Origin of the sequence: Mycobacterium sp. RTGN6, from assembly GCF_033804605.1 — a bacterium.
Taxonomy (GTDB): Bacteria; Actinomycetota; Actinomycetes; order Mycobacteriales; family Mycobacteriaceae; genus Mycobacterium.
The window spans coordinates 170318-190169 of sequence record NZ_JAPZKZ010000001.1; the positions used below are offsets into that span (position 1 = coordinate 170318).

Below are 19852 nucleotides of genomic sequence, written 5' to 3' on the forward strand. Positions count from 1 at the left end.
AGGGGGTGACGACGATGACGGTGCCGCAGGGGCCTCCGCACTTCGTCCTGACCGACGAGTTCAAGGATGCCCTTGAGCTATTTGCCGGCGGGCGGCACGTGTTCGTCACGGGCAAGGCCGGCACGGGCAAGTCGACCCTGATCCGTCGCTTCAGCTCCGAGACCGACCGCAACGTGGTGGTCGTCGCGCCCACGGGAATCGCCGCCCTGAACGTCGACGGCTACACCGTCCACCGGCTGTTCGGCTTCTCCACGACCACCACGATCGACGACGTTCGGACGGGCCGGTACTACCCCGGCCGGTTCGCCAAGACCCTCGCGTCGCTCGACACCCTGATCATCGACGAGGCGTCGATGGTGCGCGCCGACCTCTTCGACCAGGTGGCCGCGGCCCTCGAACGGTTCGGCCCCACACCGGGCACGCCGTTCGGCGGTGTGCAGATCGTGCTCGTCGGCGATCTGTACCAGCTTCCGCCCGTGGTCCACGAGGCCGAGGAGCGCTACCTCTCCGCACGCTACGAAACCCCGTACTTCTTCTCCGCCGAGCGCTACCGGTCCGAGGACTTCCCGACGATCGCGCTGACGACGGTGTTCCGTCAACTCGGCGACGACCGAATGACCTCAATTCTCAACGAGATTCGCGAAGGCGTCCTGGTCGGCCATGCGCGTGAGCAACTGAACGCGCGCACCGATCCGGACTTCGAGCCGCCCGACGACGAGTTCTGGCTCACCCTGGCCCCGACCAACCGACTCGTCACCGCCCGCAACCGGCAACGCCTCGAACGGCTACCCGGCGACGAAATCACCTACCTCGCCCGGACATCCGGCGACCTCAGCCTGTTCGACCCGCCGGTCGACGAAACCCTGCACTTCAAGGTCGGCGCCCAGATCATGATGCTGAACAACGACCAGCTCGACCGCTGGGTCAACGGCACCCTCGGGCGCGTGTCGGGCGCGCGGATGGACGACGGCCTGGTGGTCACGGTGGAGTTCACCGACGGTGAGACGGCGGACGTGAGGCCCTACACCTGGGAGGCGACCAAGCCCGTCGTCGACGGTGGGTCGCTGCGGCGCGAGGTCGTCGGCACCTACACCCAACTGCCGTTCAAACTGGCGTGGGCCATCACCATTCACAAGAGCCAGGGCCAGACGCTGGACCGCATGATCGTCGACCTCAGCGGCGGCATGTTCTCGTTCGGGCAGCTCTACGTCGCGCTCAGCCGCTGCACGTCCCTCGGCGGGCTCGTACTCAAACGGCCGGTGCTACCCAAGGATCTGCGGACCGACAAGCGCGTCGTCCGGTTCCTGCGCCAGACCGTGACCGACGACCGCCCCCGGAGGTACTGCGGGATAGGCATTCTCACCGTCGGCGACGAGGGGCGGATGTCCCGACCGCGACCGGTGGAACTCTGCGTGGCCTTCGACGACGGCACCGCGGTCACCAGCTTGATCAATCCCCAACGCGACCTGGCCGACGCCAGGCGGTCCTATGGCATCACGGTGTCCGACGTGTTGCTGGCGCCCACGCTCGCCGAGGCCTGGGAGGTCATCGCACCCATGCTCGCGGGCTGCACACCCGTTGGCGTCGGCATCGACGAGACGCTGGGCCTCGTCGACTTCGAACTCAAGCGGCTCGGGCTCGTCGTCCCGATGCCGCTTGGCGCCGACGTGCCGAAGTCGGCACTTGGGGCCGAACACCGCCGCGGTGTGGTTGCGGCAACAGCGCTCGAGCGGGCACGCGCGTCGCTGGAGGCGTTCTCACGTTCGGACTCAAGTGATTTGAGCTCGTCGGCGTTCGACGAGCCGGAACCGTCGGAGTCGTTCTCGGGGCACCTCGTCAGCCGAACCCCCGAGGTGGCCACGCCGGAGTCGGTGCACCTGCCGGGACTCTCGGCGCTGCTCGACGTCAGCAATCGCATCGGCGCGACCCTGCTGGGGCGCGCCGGTGCGCGGGAAGGGTACGTCGATGGCGATACGCCGTGGTATTCGGCGGCCCGGCTCTCGGTGGCCGACCAGTTGCGCGCCGCCGCGTCGCGGGCGCCGATGACGATGGAGTCGTTGGACCGGCTACGCGCGGTCGAGCTGTCGCTTGGCGTCGCCATCATCGACGAATCCGTTGAGGCGGCGCTCGTGGGCGACGACATCGCGGCCGTGCTCGAGCCGGGTGCGCGCGTGTGCTTCACCGGGACCGCAGAGGACGCGCACGGCAGGGTGGTGGCGCGCGACGAGATGGAACGCATGGCGGCTGCGGCCGGGCTGCGACCCGTGCCCTCGGTCAGCAAGACGCGTTGCGAGGTTCTGATCACCGCCGAGGTCGGCACACAATCGGGCAAGGCGCGCAAGGCCCGGGAGTGGGGCAAGCCGGTGTTCTCCGCGGCGGAGTTCTTCGCATGGCTTGGTCGAGCCTGACCGGAAAATCAGTTGCGCCGACGGAGGCGCCGCAATTGAATTGCTGTCATGGGCACGCGAAAGATGATCGGGCACAGCTGGAAGCAGCTGTGGTGTGTCGCCCAGCGCTCGCACGAGCGCGCCATCGAGCCCGGCTGGGACCAGCTGCAAATGAACGCGATCGGGTCGACGTGGGGTCGAGAGCGCATCCGGATGTCGGGCGTGGGTGCGGGCGTCGGCGACTGGTCGGCGACGATCGTCGCCGAGCTCACCCGCTGACTTTTCCGCACAGGCGCTGCCTCGGCGCGTATGGTCCGTCGCTATGAGCGACGGCGTCCCGCGCATCGACGACTGGAACCAGCTGCTCGAAGGGCGGGTCGCGGTGATCACCGGTGGCGGCGACGGCATCGGCGCGGGCATCGCCCGGCTGTTCGCGCAGCACGGCGCGCTCGTCGAGGTCGCCGAGCAGGACGAGGTGCGCGCCAATCGAATCCGTGACGAAGTCAGCGGGGACGGTGGTCGGATCCGCAGCCACGTCGTCGACGTCACCGCCGACGACGACGTGGCCCGGCTCGCCGAGGCGGTGCTCACCGAACACGGTCGGGTCGACGTGCTGGTGAACAACGTCGGCGACTACCGCCCCCTGGTGCCCTTCCACCGCTCCACTGCCGATTCGTGGCAGCAGATGTACGACGTCAACCTGCGTCACGTCTTCGCCGTCACCAGGGCTTTCGTCCCTTCGATGATCGAGGCCCACCGCGGCAGCGTCGTCACCGTGCACTCGGTGGAGGGCATGCGCGGCTATCCCAAGGATCCTGTGTACGGCGCCATGAAGGCCGCGGCCGCTCACTTCACCACCTGCCTGGCCGTCGACCTCGGCCGCCATGGCATCCGGGTCAACGGCATCGGGACCGACCTCGCCCAGACGCCGCAGGTCGACTATCTGACCGGATACGAGGACGTCGACGAGCTCTGGGCATCGTGGGCACCCGTGGGACGGGTGGGATGGCCCGAGGATCAAGCCCGGGTGGCGCTCTTCCTGGCATCTGACCAGTCCGCCTTCGTCACCGGTCACAACATTCCCGTCGACGGGGGCACGAAAGCCGGTGGCGGGTGGTTGTTCTCGCCGAGGGAGGGCCGCTTCGTCAACCGTTCGAGGCACTTGTGAAGGCGCTCGACGAAACGGTCGACGTCCTGGTCGTCGGCTCGGGGGGCGGGGGAGTGGCAGGCGCCTACACGGCTGCGCGCGAAGGACTCTCGGTGGCGCTCGTCGAAGCGACCGATCAGTTCGGCGGTACCACCGCCTATTCCGGGGGCGGCGGGATGTGGTTTCCGTGCAATCCGGTGCTCGTCCGGGCGGGTTGTGACGACACCATCGACGAAGCCCTGCGCTACTTCCGCAACGTGGTGGGCGATCGCACGCCCGCCGAACTTCAAGAGGCCTACGTGCGTGGCGGCGCAGCGCTGATCGAATACCTGGAACGCGACGAGCGTTTCGCGTTCAAGATCCTGCCGTGGCCGGACTACTACGGCGCGGTGGACGGCGCGCGCGCCGACGGCATGCGTCACATCGTCTCGAAGGCCTTGCCGGACAGCCGGCTTGGACGATTTCAAGGTCGAGTGCGTGGACCGCTGGACCACGAACGCCTCGGCGCACCACAGCCCGACTTGCTCACGGGCGGACGGGCGCTCGTCGGCCGGTTTCTCGCCGCGATGGCCGACGAACCCGCCGTGACGGTTCGCTTGAGCATGCGGCTCGTCGAGCTCGTCGTCGACGACGGCCACGTGATCGGCGGCATCGTGGACCACGCGGGAAACCGGCAGGTGATTCGGACCCGCCGCGGCGTGCTGCTCGCCGCTGGCGGATTCGAGCAGAATGCCGCGATGAGGGCCGAATACGGCGTCCCAGGAAGGGCTTCCGACACGATGGGCGCGCCGGGCAGCGTCGGACTCGCCCACCGGGCAGCCATCGCCGTCGGCGCGAGCACCGACCTGATGGACCAAGCCTGGTGGTCGCCCGGGTTGATCCACCCCGACGGCCGGGCGGCGTTCGCCCTGTGCTTCACCGGCGGCATCTTCGTCGACCGGGCCGGGCACCGATTCGTCAACGAGTCGAGTGCCTACGACCGGGCGGGCCGCGTCATCCTCGACGCGATGCGCGACGGCACCGTCGAAACTCCCTTCTGGATGGTCTATGACAGCCGGGCCGGAGTGCAGCCACCCGTCATGGCGCCGAACGTGTCGCTCTCGCCTGCGAGCGAGTACCAGTCCGCAGGCCTCTGGCGAGCGGCCGACACCTTGGCCGAGCTCGCGCACGAAATCGACGTTCCCGCAGCCGCTCTGGAGGACACCGTTCGTCGCTTCAACGAGCTGGCGCAGCGAGGCGTCGACGAGGACTTCGGCCGCGGCGACGAACCGTTCGACCGGGCGTTCGCCAACGGGGCCTCACCCCTGGTGCCGATCGACACGCCCCCGTACCGTGCTGCGGCGTTCGGGGTGTCGGACCTCGGCACCAAGGGCGGGCTGCGCACCGACGCCGACGCCCGCGTGCTGGACGCCGCGGACCAGCCGATCCCTGGCCTCTACGCGGCGGGGAACACCATGGCCGCGGTGTCGGGTACGGCCTATCCGGGCGGCGGGAACCCGATCGGGGCGTCGTTGTTGTTCAGCCACCTCGCGGCGCTGCACATGTCCCGGTAATCCCCCACGAGATCTGCACTGTGGTCGCTCAACGGCCAAATACACAGCCCTGGTGTAGAACTCGGCGAACTAGGAGGGTGTGCTAGTCGATCGCTCAGCGGCGGCCGGGAACGGCACCGGCAGCGGCCTAGTTCGGACGCGCTGCGGCCACCAGAACCAGCGGCCGAGTAGCGCCGCGATGGACGGCGTCATGAAGGCCCGGATCACCAGGGTGTCGAACAGCAGGCCCAGCCCGATCGTGCTGCCGATCTGCGCCACCACGGTCATCTCGCTGACCACCATCGACATCATCGTGAACGCGAACACCAATCCCGCTGCCGTAACGACGGATCCGGTACCACCCATGGCACGGATGATCCCGGTGCCGACGCCTGCCGGCAGTTCCTCTTTGAGCCTCGCCACCAGCAACAGGTTGTAGTCCGCGCCGACGGCCAACAGGATGATGACCGCCATGGCCATCACCATGAAGTGCAGCGGGACGCCCAATACGTGCTGCCACACCAGCACTGACAACCCGAATGATGCGCCGAGCGACATCACCACCGTGCCGACGATGACCGCCGCCGCGACGACACTGCGGGTGATGATCAACATGATGATGAAGATGAGCGTCAACGCGGCGATGCCCGCGATCACCAGGTCGTAGGCGTTGCCATCCTCCATGTCCTTGTAGACGGATGCGGTTCCGCCGACGTAGATCTTGGATCCTTCGAGCGGGGTGCCCTTGATGGCTTCCTTGGCGGCTTGCTTGATGGCGTCGATGCGTTCGATGCCGTCAGCGGACAGCGGATCGCCTTCGTGGCTGATGATGAATCTGACGGCGTGTCCGTCGGGCGAGATGAAGCTCTTCATGCCGCGTTTGAAGTCCTCGTTGTCGAAGATCTCCGGTGGCAGGTAGAACGAGTCGTCGTTCATCGCGTCGTTGAAGGCGTCGCCCATCGCCGATTGGTTCTCCGATGCCGCCGCCTGCTGATCCTGCTGGCCCTTCTGGGTGGCGTACTGGGTCAGCAACATCGACTTCATGTTCGTCATCGTCTCGATCTGCGACGGCATCAGCGCCTGCAACTGAGGCAGCAGAGCGTCGAGTCGTTGCAAGTCCGGAAGCAGGGCCTGGAAGTCGTCGGTCATGGTGTTGACGCCGTCGAGCAAGTCGAAGACCGACCTGAAGGCCCAGCAGCCGGGGATGTCGTAGCAGTGCGGTTCCCAATAGAAGTAACTACGGATCGGACGGAAGAAGTCGTCGAAATTCGAAATGAAGTCCCGCAATTCGGTGATGTCGACGGCGGTCTTTCCGAGCTTGAGCACCATCTCGTGCGTCGTCGCACTCATCTGGTCCATCAACGACATCATCTGCGTCATCATGTCGATGGTGGTCTGCATGTCGTCGGCCTGTTTCAGCAAGTCGGTCGACCGGTCCGCGTTGTACTTGCGGTTCATCTCCTGGCTGGTGTTGCCGAGGCTCATCTGCGCGGGGATGGTGCTGAACTCGATGGGCTTGCCGGTCGGACGCGTGATCGCCTGAACGCTTCCGATGCCGGGCACCCGGAAGACGGCCTTGGCGATCTTGTCGATCACCAGGAAGTCGGCCGAGTTGCGAAGGTCCTTGTCGCTCTCGATGAGCAGTAGTTCGGGGTTCAGCCTGGCCACCGAGAAGTGGCGTTCGGCCGCCGCGAAGCCCTCCTGGGCGGGCAGGTCGGCGGGTAGGTAGTTGCGGTCGTTGTAGTTGGGTTTGTAGCCGGGCAGGGTGAGCAGTCCGATCAGGGAGATCGCGACCGTCCCCAACAGCACGGGTCCGGGCCACCGCACGATGGCGGCGCCGATCTTGCGCCAACCACGAATCCGCATGGCGCGCTTGGGTTCCAGCATGGTGCCGAAGCGACTCGCGACGGTGATCAGCGCCGGGCCAAGCGTCAACGCGACCAACACGCCGACGGTCATCCCCACCGCCAGCGGGATGCCCAGCGTCTGGAAGTACGGCAGCCGGGTGAACGACAGGCAGAAGGTTGCGCCCGCGATGGTCATACCGGACCCGAGCACCACGTGGGCGGTGCCGTGGAACATCGTGTAGTAGGCCGACTCTCGGTCCTCACCCAGTGCGCGTGCTTCCTGATATCGCCCGACGAGGAAGATCGCATAGTCGGTGGCCGCGGCGATCGCGAGCGTGACGAGTAGTTGGGTGGCGAACGTCGACAGACCGATCAGGCCGTGGTAGCCCAGGAACGCCACCACGCCTTGTGCGGCAGTCAATCCGAGGAAGACCATCGCCAGCACCAGCAGCACGGTTCTGATCGACCGGTAGACGAGCAACAGCATCGTGATGATGACGCCCATCGTGGCGAACTCGATGAACTTCACGCTTCGGTCGCCGGCGATCTGCTGGTCGGCGGCCAGCGCGGAACCTCCGGTGACGAACACCTTGAGGCCCGGCGGGGGAGGCGTCCCATCGACGAGCTTCTTGACCGCCTCGACCGACTCGTTGGCCAGGGTCTCACCCTGGTTGCCCGCGAGATACACCTGAACGTAGGCGGCCTTGCCGTCGTCGCTCTGCGCTCCGGCCTCGGTCAGCGGATCGCCCCAGAAGTCCTGAACGTGCTCGACGTATTTCTTGTCGGCTTCGAGCTTGTCGAGGAGTTGGTCGTAGTAGCGGTGCGCCTCGTCGCCCAGCCGTTGGTCGCCCTCCAGCACGATCATGACCGCGCTGTCGGACTTGAACTCCTCGAAGACGGTGCCGACGCGCTTCATCGCGATCACCGACGGCGCCTCGTCCGGGCTCATCGACACCGAGCGCATCTGGCCGACGACCTGAAGCGGCGGCACGGTGATGCTCAGCAGGACGACGAGCCCGATCCAGCCGACGATGATCGGGATGGCCAACCGTCGAATCCACTTCGCCAACCCGGTGCGCTGCGCCTGCTCGGGGGCGGGAGCGGACTCAGTAGGTGTGACAGAGCTCATGATTAGCCCATCTTCACACATCGACGGATCGACCGGAGGGCCACAACGCGCGAGAGGGCGACCTCGGCGGCGCCTAGGTCGTGACGAACGCGCTCTTGGGAATGGTCAACGGCAGGTCGACGGAGCTCAGCAGCCCGGGTTCGGCGGCGACGACGTAGGGCACGGCGTTCACGACGCGCATCGCGGTGGCGACCATCGCGCCGGCCCCCGACGTCATGCCCTCGATGCCTGCGTGCCGCGGATCGCGCAGGCTCGCCGTGAGCGTGGCGTCGATGTCGGGCTCGCCGGTGATCACGACGCGGTAGGACAGGTCGCCGATACCCTTCGGCCAGTCCGGAGCGACGTCGTGTGCGAGCCGCGTGACGTGCTCGATGACGATCGCCTCGCGGCCGTCGACGACGCCGATGGCCTGCATCCGCAGCGCTCCGCACGTGCCCGCCTCGACGGTGCCCATCGCGACTTCGAGGGTCCGGTTGGTTGCCGCCCGGTCGAAGGTCTCGCGCACTTCTTGGATCTCGACGCCTAGCGCGTCGCCGATCAGCCGGAGCTGGCCCTGCCACTCGCCTGCGATCGCACCGGGAATGGCCACCCAGGGCTCGAAGTCCAGCGGTTGGCCGAAACCCATTCCGTTGATCATGATCTCGGGAACGCCGTAGTCGTCGTACAACCCGATCTCGTAGGAATGGATCTTCTCGATCGACGACGACTGCGTGCTGAGCACCAGAGGCAGGTAGTCGGCGGCGAAGCCCGGTTCGATGCCCGACGCGTACAGCGACGCCTGACCCTCCTTCGCGGCGGCCGCGAGTTGGTCGCGCCACTCCGCAGGCTCGTAAGCGTGCGGGTTGACCAGCCGGGTCGTGCTCGTCGTCACGACGTTGATGCCCGCACTCAATAGCTTCACGTAGTCGGGGATCGCCAGCGCGTCGCGTTCGGGCCCGCTGGCCGCGTAGATCACGCAGTCGGGCTTGAGCGCGATGAGCGCTTCGGCGTCGTTGGTTGCCGCGAGCCCGATCGGCTCCCCGTTGGCGAGCTCGCCTGCGTCCTTGCCGACCTTCTCCTCGGAGTGCACCCACACCCCGACCAGTTCCATGTCGGGTCGTCGGTCGATGGCTCGAATCGCGATCGACCCGATGCCTCCCGTCGCCCAGACCACTACGCGCTGCGAACCTGCGGCCATCGGGTCTCCTCGTCGCGCACTATCAGGGGTACCTAACGTTTGATCCGGAAGCTAACAGTCGGCGACGGACGTGGTCAAGTGATTGACGGGTGCCGTGCGGGTCCGGCCGTTGGGTGCGCTGCGAAAACCGACGGATGGAGAACAAAGGTTAGGTTATCGTGGGGCCATGCCGACGGACGCCCGCCGATGCTGACGCTCAGGTTCGACATGCGCGCCCCGCACTGGGCCGCGGAGCCCACTGACTTGTACGCCGCGGCCGTCGACATGTGCGCGTGGGCCGAGAATCGAGGTGCGATCGTCGCCGTGCTCTCGGAGCACCACGGCACCGACGACGGTCATCTGCCCACGCCGATGCTCTTGGCCGCGGCGATCGCGGCGAGGACGACCACGTTGCCGATACTCCTTGCCGCCGCGACGATTCCGTTGTGGGACCCAGTCCGGCTGGCCGAGGAGATGGCCGTCCTGGACCTGCTCAGCAGGGGGCGGGTCGGCTACGCCTTCGGCGTCGGCCATCGCGTTGAGGAGTATGAGCACTTCGGTGTCGACATGCGCCAGCGAGGTCGCCTCGCCGACGAGTACGTGGCGTTGATCCGCCGGCTGGTGTCGGGCGAGGCCGTCGAACATCGGGGCAGGCGGGTCCGCGTCACGCCCGCATGTGCGACTGCGGGTGGACCGCCCATGATGATCGCCGGAGGCAGCAGGGCGGCCGCCCGGCGTGCGGCCGCACACGGGCTTGGCTTCATCTGCCAAACCGATGCTCCCGAGCTCAAGGAGTTCTACGAGCAGCAGTGTCGGGCACGCGGACACCAGCCGGGAGCGGTTCAGTTTCCCGTACCCGGTGCTCCGACAGCAGCTTTCGTCACCGACGACGTGGATCGCGCCTGGTCCGAGTTGGGCCCACATCTGCTGCACGATGCCGTCATGGCGGCGTCGTATCGGCACGGCGACGATTCGGTGGCCAGTATCACCAGGGCTGACAGCGTGTCCGCGCTGCGCGAGTCGGGTGGTCCGTACCGAATCCTCACGGTCGACGAGGCGACGGCGTTCGTCCGGTCGGGGCGGCCACTGCCCCTTCATCCGCTGTGCGGCGGCGTGCCGCCGAAGCTGGCCTGGCGGTATCTCGAACTCGCGGTCGACGCAAACGCGCGTGCGACCACCCCAAGTGATTGAGGAGCCTGAAAGTGTCTCTGCCCCAACAGCCCTCCCGGCCTCTGCGCACCGTCGTGTGGGCAACGGGCGGAGTCGGGTCCATTGCGATCGACGCCATCCGGCGGCGACCGGATCTCGAACTCGTCGGCGTGTGGGTCCACTCCGACGAGAAGGTGGGCAAGGACGCCGGGGAATTGGCGGGCGGCGCACCGATGGGGGTGCAGGCTACCAACGACGCCGACGCACTGATCGCGCTGTCACCCGACTGCGTGGTCTACACCGCAAGCGGCCCCGACCGTGACGGCGCGGCGGTGCCGGACTACGTCAGGCTGCTGGAGGCGGGTATCAACGTGGTGTCGACGTCGTCGACCAGTTTGGTGTACCCGCCGTCATACTTCGCCCCGGATTGGCGGGCCGATCTCGAGCGAGCGGCCAAGGCCGGCGACTCGTCGTTGTACGTCTCCGGCATCTTCCCGGGCTTCGCCTCGGATCAGCTGGCGTTGCTCATGACGACGCAGTCGAAGAGCATCCGCACCATCACGGTCACCGAGGTCGCGCTCAACGACCACTACCCGGTCGCCGACGTGATGATGGACGGGATGGGCTTCGGCAGGCCGCTGGACTTCGAGCCGATGCTCAAGACGCCTGGCTTCATCGAACTGGCCTGGAAGGCGCCGATCGCCCTCATTGCGCAGGGGCTCGGCGTCGAGGTCGAGGAGGTACGTGGATCGCTGGATCGGCGATTGACCGACCGGGACATCGAGGTGGCGTTCGGCACGATTCCTGCGGGTACCTGCGGGGCCGTGCGTACGCGCGCGGCGGGGGTGGTCAACGGGCGGGAGGCGATCGTCGTCGACCACATCATCCGGATGGCCCGCCACGTCGGGCCCGACTGGTTGACCTCGGAGTTCGACGCGACCTACCGAGTGGACATCGAGGGCGACCCAGACATTCACTGCGCGATGACGTTGGGGGCGGCCGAGGGTCACGGTGCGGGCCACGCCGCGATGGCGTCGACTGCGATGCGGGTGGTCAACGCGGTGCCCTACGTCGTCGATGCGCCTGCGGGACTGCTCAGCTCGCTCGACATGTCGACGACGCTTCCGCGACACGTGTTCGAGTGATCACTGGAATTCATTGACGTGGTCCGCGTCCGCGTCCTACCGTGCGGTGAACAAATGTTAGGTAGCTAAGGAGCCGCCCGTGTTCACGCTGCACCTGAGCTCCGCGAAAGGGCCCATGCCGTGACGGGTGCCAGCGCGCTCGACGTGTACTACGACCCATTCGACTTCGACATCGACGACGACCCGTACCCGGTGTGGAAGCGGATGCGTGAGGAAGCGCCGCTCTACTACAACGAGAAACACGACTTCTACGCGCTCAGCCGCTACGACGACGTGTCGCGCGAGTTGCCGAACTGGGACACCTACCGCTCCGGCCGCGGCAGCACGCTGGACGTCATCAAGAGCGGTATCCAGGTTCCTCCCGGGGTGATCCTGTTCGAGGATCCGCCGCTGCACGACCTTCATCGCCGTTTGTTGTCAAAGGTTTTCACACCGCGCCGCATGGAGGCGATCGAGCCGTTGACGCGGCACTTCTGCGAGCGCGCGCTCGATCCGTTGATCGGCTCGGGGCGGTTCGACTTCATCGAGCACCTCGGCGCGTTGATTCCGATGCGCACCATCGGCTATCTGCTCGGCATCCCCGAAGCGGGTCAGGAGGCGATCAGGGACAACACCGACCGGGCCATCGGACTCAAGGACGGATCGTCCTACGTCGTCGCCGAGGACATGTTCGAGCAGGCATACCAGCTGTTCTCCGACTACATCGATTGGCGGGCCGAACATCCGTCCGACGACCTGATGACTCAACTGCTCACTGCCGAAATCGATGACGACGGCGGCAGCCGACGCCTGACGCGCACCGAGGTGCTCACCTACACCAGCATGGTTGCAGGCGCGGGCAACGAGACCACCACGCGCCTCATCGGATTCATCGGTCAGTTGTTGTCCGACCACCCCGACCAACGCCGCGAGCTCGCAGGTGATCCGTCACTCATCCCAGGCGCCATCGAAGAGGTGCTCCGCTACGAGGCACCCTCACCGGTTCAGGCCCGATACGTCGCCCGTGACACCGAATGCCGTGGCCAACGGATCGTCGAGGGTTCGATCATGCTTCTGCTCAACGGTTCCGCCAATCGGGACGAGCAGCGGTATCCCGACGGTGAGCGGTTCGACATCCACCGTGTTGGGGGACACCTGAGCTTCGGTCAAGGCCTGCACTTCTGCATGGGCTCCGCGTTGGCGCGGATGCAGGCACGGGTGGCGCTCGAAGAGGTGCTCAAGCGTTGGCCGGACTGGGAAGTCGACTACGCAGGCGCCAGCAAGGCACACACCAGCAGTGTGCGCGGGTGGGCGAAACTGCCGGTGGTCACCGGCTAACCCGAGGGCGCGACGACACCGCGTAGCACGGTATCCCTGATGTGCAGCAGTGATTTCCGCGTGCCGATGTCGCGCAAGATGTTCTCTGGGATCCACTTCAGCCCGATGGCGCACCGTGCCAACATCTCGCCCGGTGCATCGTCGATCTTGAGCTCGCCGGCCCGAATTCCCTTGGCGAGCAGCGACTTCGTCTGCTTCAACCGTTGCGGGAACTGCATGCTCGGGTTGGGTGCGTCGGGTGGGATCTGGCGCAGCCAGGCCAGCTGGATGCGAAACTCGTCACCGAACCTGTTCAGCGCGTTGGTGTTCACCCAGCTCAATGCGTCCAGCTTCTCCACCACCGACGAGTTGGAGCGGAAGACTGCCTGCGACCCCGCCTCCACCTTGTCCCCGAACGACTGCATGATCGAGACGAGGAGCTCGTCCTTGGACCGGATCAGCCGAAACACGGTGCCGTGACCGACTCCTGCCGCTGCGGCGATGTCCCGCACCGTGGTGCCTTCATACCCTCGGCGCCCGAACTCGGCGCGCGCCACCGCGCGAATGTGGGCGGTCTTGTCGTCGCCGTCGACGGGATCGTCGACCCAGTTGCCGATCACTTCGTCCGCGGCGCGGAACGCGGCGGACTGATCCAGCTCGGCGTCGGTGGGTCGACCGGTCGCCAACCCTTCCAACATGATTCGGCACAACAGGGTGGCCACCTGATCGGTGGGGGCACGGTGGCGCATGATGTCGAGCCCGACTTGCAGCATCGTCTGGGTCACCCGGTCGGCGAGCACTGCGAGGTCGACGTCGGATCGAACGTATCCGGCCCACCGCGCCGCTCGCAGCGTCTGGTACATCGCGTCCAGGATGGCGGTGGGCCTGCGCCGGGTCCACTCGTTGAGTTCGGGATTGGAACTCGGCGTTTCGTAGATCGACAGCTGCAGCGCGGCGCTGTGTGCGGTGGCACTTCGCGCGATCGCGGTGCCGAGGGCGGCTATCTGAGCGAAGCCGGGTCGGGTAGCGGGGTCGTCGAGCACGTCCATGCCGCGCTCGGCGACTCGGTCCAGATCGGTGTGATAGCGCCGGAGCAACTCGACCATGAGCGCCTCCTTGGACGCGAAATGGTGGTAGAGGCTCCCGGTTTGAATACCTGCTGCGCTTGCGATGTCGTGCATGGACGTTCGCAGCCCCGAGGTGGCGATCAACGATGCCGCGGTCTCGAGCACCTCGGCCCGGCGGGTGCCGTCGTCGTCACCGGGTTGGCCGGTGCGCTCGGGTACCGCCTTGGTGGCTTGGGATGGCCGTGGCGTCACCGGGATGCGCCCCGAAGCATGCTCACCGCTGCCGACTCCCGTCGCGATCGTGGCCAAACGGTCGGAATGGCCGAACGAAAGTTTGGTTAACGCTATCAGAAAGCGGCCGTCAGCCAGGTGCTCCGTGGCCGCCTCGGCTCGCCGGGTGCCTTGAGGCGCTGCGGCTCCGACAATAGGGTGTCGATCACGCCGGAGCAGCAGCGCTATCAGTTACGGTAGTTTGGACCAAGTGTTAGGTCAACTCGAAACCGACGGTGATAGGTTTCCGCTCGACGGGGATGGCCGACGGCGCCTATCGAACAAAAGTTAGGTTTGTTAGCCTTTCCCGATGTCGTAGGCGAGGCCGCCACGACGACGTCACGAGGAGCCGCCAGATGACCGAGCCGACCGTCGTCAGCCAGCCCGTCGACACCGAGGAACTGACGCAGGGCGTCAAGGATGCGCAAGCCAAGTTCGACGCAGGCATGGGTGCCGACGGCGAAGCGTCGCCCTACCCGATGCTCGCGGAACTGAGGACGGAGGCGGCGGTGCACCGCGGCTGGCCCGAGATGGGGATACCGCCCAGCCCCGAAGGCGCCCAGCAGATCTTCTCCGCCTACACGTTCGACGCGGTGAAGGCGGTCTTCACCGACAACGAGACCTTCAGCACCAAGTGCTACGAGGCCATCGTCCGTCCGCTCCAGGGCCCGACGATCCTGGAGATGCAGGAGCCCGAGCACGCGGTGTACCGCAAGCTTCACGAGTTCGCCTTCGCGAGGTCGTCGATGCGGCGCTGGGAGTCCGAACTCGTCCGTCCACTCGTCGAGCGGACGGTCGGCAGGATTCAGGACCGCAAGGGCGCCGACCTCGTCGAAGAGGTCTTCATGCCGATCCCGGTCAGGGTGATCGCCGCGCTCATCGGACTGCCGGAGTCCGACATCCCGGAGTTCCATCGGCTGGCCATCGACCTGCTGGGCTTCTACTCGGACATGGACGGGGCGCTGAAGGCATCCGCTCAGTTGAAGGAGTACTTCGTCGGAATCCTCGCCGACCGCAGGCGCGCGCCCAAGGACGACATGGTGACCGTACTTGCCGACGCCGAGCTCGACGGCGTCCGGATGTCCGACGAGCAGATCTACGGCTTCATGCGAAACCTGTTGCCCGCGGGCGCCGAGACGACGTCGCGGTCGACGGCCAGCCTGGCGCTGGGATTGCTCACCCACCCCGACCAACTCGCCGCGGTCGTGGCCGATCGCGGTCTGCTCCCGCAGGCGATCGAGGAAGGCATCCGGTGGGAGACGCCGCTGCTGAACTTCATGCGGGAGGCCACGCGCGACGTCGAGTTCTACGGAGTGCACGTACCTGCGGGTTCGACGATGTCGATGAACCTCGGGAGCGCCAACCACGACGCCGCGAGGTGGGATCGTCCCGAGGAGTTCGACGTCTTCCGGGATCGCAAGCCGCACATCGGTTTCGGACACGGCGCTCACGTGTGCCTCGGCATGCACCTGGCGCGCTTGGAGAGCACGATGATCTTCAACACCCTGTTCGACCGGCTGCCCGGGCTGCGGCTCGACCCCGACGCGCCGGCGCCCTACGTCGCGGGGACCTTCTTCCGCTCACCGCAGCACCTGAAGGTGAGCTGGGACTGAACGGGCGACTACCCGCGCGCCGACGCGATGAGCGGCTGCCCGTCGGCCGCCTGCAGTAGGCAGATGACGGTGCTGGGCAACGGGTTGTTGGACGTTCGGTCCTGCCGTGAGTCGATCAGGTACGTCACGGTGAACGTGGTGCCGGCGGATTGGCCCGCATAGGGGGTCAATCCCGCCGCGCACTCCTGGTTGGCGACGTCGGTGATGGCCGCGTTCACCGCGATCGGCGCCAGCAGGTACACCTCGGCTTGGTGCGGCGTCGCGCAGTCGACGAGCTCGGCGGTCACCTCACCGAACTCGACGGCGGGGACCGCGGCGACGCAGTCGCCGACTCCCAAGTCCACCCACTTCACCGTGCGCGGGCCTGGCGGCGCGAGCGCAGCCACAGCGGTCGTCGTGGTCGTGATCGTCGTCGCGGGTGCAGTGGCGCTGCTTTCGATGGCGTGGTCGCTCTGGCCGCACGCCGCCATCGGCACGGTCGCCACGCCGGCGCTCAGCAGCCAGAGGCGTCGAAGTAATCCCGCCATGCGGTGATCTTGCCTTCGCTCAGCGCGAACGTGCCCGTGACACGCGGCGAACGAGCGTGATGCGTAAACCGTTTCGTCGTTCGCATCACATTTCGGCAAACGTCGCTCCGCCGTGTAACGGATCCAAGGAGCCGACGATGAACGTACTGAGATTGAAGCAACACCTGCTGATCCCAGTATCGGCGTTGGGGGAGATGGCTGCTCGTGGCAGTCGTGGCGTAGCTCGCCACGCTCCTGAATCGAAGGAGTGGATGCGCGATGCGTACACCGCGGAAATTTAGCCCAAAGCGAAAAGCCGTTGCAGGCTTGACCACTGGCGTGGTCATCGCCATGACCGCCCTGACCGCAGGCCTTGCGCCCGCCGTAGCCGACCCGCGCCCCGACCCGGTAGTGCCGACGACGCCGGTCGTGGTCATCCCCGAGCAGCCGGCACCGCCCGTTGAGGAGCCGCAGGAGGCGCCCAAGCCGGCGCCTATAAAGGTGTCCGAGGCACCGCAAGCCCCAGTTGCCCCGCAAATCCCAGTGGTCCCGCCGGTCACTGTGGCACCGCCGGTCACTGTCGCGGAACCCGCGCCGGAAATCGTTGCGCCCGCGCCGCGCGTTGTCGAGGCGCCGGCGCCCGCACCGGAGCCCCAGGTCGAGGCGCCCAAGCCCGCGCCCCGATCGGTGCCGAAGTCCGCGCCTCCGAGTACGGTCGATGCCCCGAGCATCGCCGCCGTGCCGCCCAGTACTGAGAAGCCTGCGCCGCCGAGCACCGAGAAGCCGACGCTTCAGGACGTGCCCTCCTCGCCCGTCGAGCGCAAGCCGGTCACGTCGACGACGCAGAGTCCGACCACCGACGTGAGTTCGGCTCCGACCACGGTGAGCTCGGCTCCGACCACCGCCGGTGGCGCGACGCCGCAGTCCCCGGCATTCGCGCCGCCTTCGACCGGTGATCCGAGCCAGCCGTCGTCACCGGCAAGCGATGCGCCAACCACTGCAGCGCCAAAGTCTGAGCAGCCGGACGGCGAGCAGAGCTCGAGTGCGAACTCGGCTCCGTCCGCGTCGGTTTCGGCTGCCGCTCGAGCGATCAAGACCGAGAAGCCCCAGACGTTGGAGGCGCCAAAGGAGGACGTCCAGGTCGCCCTGAGCGCACCAGCCGTCGAGGCGAAGCCACTCCCGGCACCGAAAGACGACGTCGCCGCGTTCGCCAGTTCGCTGAAGATCTCCGACCGCACGCAGGACGACAGCGACGGCAAGAACGGCAACGGGCCGCGCGACAAGGATGATGTCTTCTTGCAAGGCAACAACCGCGATGGTCGCGACGGGCACGATGGCCGTGACTGGGACCGCAAGGTCAAGCAGTGGGACCCGCACTGGGTGCAGTACGACGACTACTACCGACCGGTGATCTGCAACCCGTACCGGCAGCCGGTCAGGATCGTCTACATCTACATGAACCAGCCGCGCATCGTGATCATCAATCCGTTACAGCGCGTCGTGCTCGAAGTGGCCCAGTACGCGGCGTACAGCTTCACCGCCGTCGTGGCCAACGCCGTCAACCAGGCGGTCAACGTGGCGGTCGGCAGCTTCTTCGGTGGTGGCTACTACCCGGGCTTCGGGATGCCGCTTCCTCCGCCTCCGCCACCGGTGCTGCGCTACGACAACGTGCCGGTTCAGGTGCGCTACTCGCAAGCGGTCTATCAGCCCTTCCGGGTTCAGCGGATCGTCGACGTCGGCCTCGACGCCCAGTACGGCGAGCACAAGGTGCTGCTCGACGGCGTCACCCCGGCGTGGGGCGCGTGGACTCAATCACCAACGGGTGAGCGCCAATTCGAGATCCACAAAACTCAACAGTTCCCGGGTCTGGACCAGCCGTCCGAGGGCCAGCTGCCCGGTGACTACCAGCTGCGGCTGGCGTCGGACGCCGCCCCGGCCGGTATGGACGCCAAGTCCATCTACATGGTGGTCGCGGCGGGTGTGCTCGCGGCGCTGAGCCTTGGCGCGGTGCTCTGGAGCGCCATGCTCGGACGGCGCAGGGGAACCCTTCGGTAGGAGGTCAGGTAGGAGGGGAATGACCGCCGAGTCGTGAACTCGGCGGCCATTCTCCTTTCGTGTAACTCAGCTCTCGGCTGTCGCCGCCGACGGTGCGGTGTCACGTCCGGCAAGCCGGTCGTCCCACACTGCAAGCACCTCGTCGGGAGTGCGCGGCGTCGCGAGGCTGCCGACGACATACGCGACGAGGCTGACCGCGAGCCCGAAGTAGATCGGTTCGTTGGCGAGCACTCCGAAGTAGAACATCGAGCCGAGCGTCACGACCGTGCCCGCCGCCATCGCCCACAGCGCGCCCGCCCCCGTGGCGCGCTTCCACAGGAAGCCGCCGAGGATGGGGACCAGGAGCCCGCCGACCAGGATGTCGTAGGCCACCGTCAGCGCCGCCACTACGTCGTTGAGCAGCGCGGCGATCACGATGACGACGATCCCGAGCGCGACGACGTAGAGCCGGTCGGAGTGCACGTCGCGCTCGGCGTTCTCCTCCTCGACCGAGTCGCGACCAATCACCCTGAGCAGCAACGGCTTCACGTCGGTCTTCGCGACGGTGGCCGTGGCGATCAGCGCCCCCGACGCGGTGGACATCATCGCCGCGACGGCGGCAGCCAGCACGATCCCGCTGATGCCGACCGGCAGGATGGTCTCCGCGATCTGGGCGTAGACGTCGTCCTTGGCCTCCACGTCACCCAGGAACGTCGACGCGGCCATGCCGATCAGGGCGCCTGCGACGCCGTACAACAGGCAGTAGATGGCCGCCGTCGTCCCGCCCCACTTTGCGACCTCGGGGGAGCGCGCGGTGAACACGCGCTGCCAGATGTCTTGGCCGATCAGCATTCCGAAGGTGTACACGACGAAGAACGTGACGATGGTGCCGATGCCGATGGTGCCAAGGCTGAACGCCGCGTCACCGGCGCGCTCGCGGATGCCGTCGAAGCCGCCTGCCCGGTGCCACGTGAACGGCAGCAGCAGGAAGAAGATGCCGATGGTCTTGAGGATGAACTGCACCATGTCGGTCAGCGTGATCGACCACATGCCGCCGATCGAGGAGTACAGCATGACGATGACACCGCCGATGATCACCGACAGCGTGCGGTTGGTGTCGAACAGCACGTTGAAGATCGTCGCGTAGGCGATGGTCGAGGTGACCGAAAGCATCAACGTGTATGCGGCCATGACGATCCCGGACGTCGACGTCGCGTCGACGCCGTAGCGCAGCTTCAGCATCTGAGCCACCGTGTACACCCGCAGCCGCTGGATTCGTCCGGCGAAGAAGAGGCTCAGCGCCAGCAGGCCGATCGCGATCGCGACCACCAGCCACATGCCGGAGATGCCGTACTTGTAGCCGAGTCCGACGCCGCCGACGGTCGACGCGCCGCCAAGCACGACGGCGGCCATCGTGCCGGTGTACAGCGCGGGGCCGAGGCGCCGGCCCGCGACCAGGAAGTCGGCGGAGTCCTTGGTCCGCGACTTGCCCCAGAAGCCGAACGCCAGCATGGCGACGAGATAGACGACGATGATCGCGATGTCGATGGGTTTGCCCATGATTGAGACTCCTT

14 protein-coding genes are annotated in these 19852 nt (G+C 66.8%); 9 read left to right on the plus strand and 5 right to left on the minus strand.

The genetic code is table 11. The annotated features are described in order from the left end of the window. Positions 1–14: 14 nt before the first annotated feature. Genes SLQ33_RS00800 through SLQ33_RS00815 form a run of 4 tightly spaced genes read left to right on the plus strand, consistent with a single transcriptional unit; the run spans position 15 to position 5087 of the window. Positions 15–2408, plus strand: coding sequence for an AAA family ATPase (locus SLQ33_RS00800; RefSeq protein WP_319451880.1), 2394 nt, complete (start codon positions 15–17; stop codon positions 2406–2408). 48 nt (positions 2409–2456) lie between these two features. Beyond that, positions 2457–2666: a hypothetical protein gene (locus SLQ33_RS00805; RefSeq protein ID WP_319451881.1), complete on the plus strand. Its 210-nt coding sequence runs from the start codon at positions 2457–2459 to the stop codon at positions 2664–2666. A 43-nt stretch (positions 2667–2709) separates the two neighbouring features. Then, positions 2710–3555 (plus strand): SDR family oxidoreductase, encoded by an 846-nt coding sequence (locus tag SLQ33_RS00810; protein ID WP_319451882.1) that lies wholly within the window; start codon positions 2710–2712, stop codon positions 3553–3555. Next, positions 3552–5087, plus strand: a complete 1536-nt coding sequence (locus tag SLQ33_RS00815) for an FAD-binding protein (protein ID WP_319451883.1) — start codon at positions 3552–3554, stop codon at positions 5085–5087. Before SLQ33_RS00810 ends, SLQ33_RS00815 begins: the two co-directional genes overlap by 4 nt. Positions 5088–5156: 69 nt before the next feature. On the opposite strand, the gene SLQ33_RS00820 is transcribed toward SLQ33_RS00815, so the two are convergent. Both SLQ33_RS00820 and SLQ33_RS00825 read right to left on the minus strand, forming a co-directional pair. Further along, the gene (locus SLQ33_RS00820) at positions 5157–8042 is read right to left on the minus strand and encodes an MMPL family transporter (RefSeq protein WP_319451884.1); all 2886 of its coding nucleotides are present in this window, start codon (positions 8040–8042) and stop codon (positions 5157–5159) included. A 73-nt stretch (positions 8043–8115) separates the two neighbouring features. Continuing rightward, entirely contained in the window at positions 8116–9219 is a 1104-nt protein-coding gene (locus SLQ33_RS00825) for a dihydrodipicolinate reductase (protein WP_319451885.1), read from the minus strand. A gap of 186 nt (positions 9220–9405) precedes the next feature. On the opposite strand from SLQ33_RS00825, the gene SLQ33_RS00830 reads away from it, so the two are divergent. The 3 genes from SLQ33_RS00830 (at position 9406) to SLQ33_RS00840 (ending at position 12809) form a co-directional block, all read left to right on the plus strand. Beyond that, entirely contained in the window at positions 9406–10389 is a 984-nt protein-coding gene (locus SLQ33_RS00830; protein WP_319451886.1) for an LLM class flavin-dependent oxidoreductase, read from the plus strand. Between the two features lie 11 nt (positions 10390–10400). Further along, positions 10401–11492, plus strand: a complete 1092-nt coding sequence (locus tag SLQ33_RS00835) for a dihydrodipicolinate reductase (protein ID WP_319451887.1) — start codon at positions 10401–10403, stop codon at positions 11490–11492. Between the two features lie 120 nt (positions 11493–11612). After that, positions 11613–12809 (plus strand): cytochrome P450, encoded by a 1197-nt coding sequence (locus SLQ33_RS00840; protein WP_319451888.1) that lies wholly within the window; start codon positions 11613–11615, stop codon positions 12807–12809. On the opposite strand, the gene SLQ33_RS00845 is transcribed toward SLQ33_RS00840, so the two are convergent. After that, positions 12806–14107: a TetR/AcrR family transcriptional regulator gene (locus SLQ33_RS00845; protein WP_413467545.1), complete on the minus strand. Its 1302-nt coding sequence runs from the start codon at positions 14105–14107 to the stop codon at positions 12806–12808. The two genes, SLQ33_RS00840 and SLQ33_RS00845, sit on opposite strands and share 4 nt — an antisense overlap. 374 nt (positions 14108–14481) lie before the next feature. Here SLQ33_RS00845 and SLQ33_RS00850 point away from each other — a divergent pair, with 374 nt between their 5' ends. Further along, positions 14482–15738: a cytochrome P450 gene (locus tag SLQ33_RS00850; protein WP_319451889.1), complete on the plus strand. Its 1257-nt coding sequence runs from the start codon at positions 14482–14484 to the stop codon at positions 15736–15738. An 8-nt stretch (positions 15739–15746) separates the two neighbouring features. On the opposite strand, the gene SLQ33_RS00855 is transcribed toward SLQ33_RS00850, so the two are convergent. Next, positions 15747–16265 carry a hypothetical protein gene (locus SLQ33_RS00855; RefSeq protein WP_319451890.1) on the minus strand — a complete coding sequence of 173 codons (519 nt, stop codon included), beginning with the start codon at positions 16263–16265 and terminating at the stop codon, positions 15747–15749. A gap of 306 nt (positions 16266–16571) precedes the next feature. Here SLQ33_RS00855 and SLQ33_RS00860 point away from each other — a divergent pair, with 306 nt between their 5' ends. Then, the gene (locus SLQ33_RS00860; protein ID WP_319451891.1) at positions 16572–18299 is read left to right on the plus strand and encodes a hypothetical protein; all 1728 of its coding nucleotides are present in this window, start codon (positions 16572–16574) and stop codon (positions 18297–18299) included. Positions 18300–18365: 66 nt separating this feature from the next. Here SLQ33_RS00860 and SLQ33_RS00865 read toward each other — a convergent pair whose 3' ends face one another. Then, the gene (locus SLQ33_RS00865) at positions 18366–19838 is read right to left on the minus strand and encodes a sodium:solute symporter (protein ID WP_319451892.1); all 1473 of its coding nucleotides are present in this window, start codon (positions 19836–19838) and stop codon (positions 18366–18368) included. Positions 19839–19852: the final 14 nt, after the last annotated feature.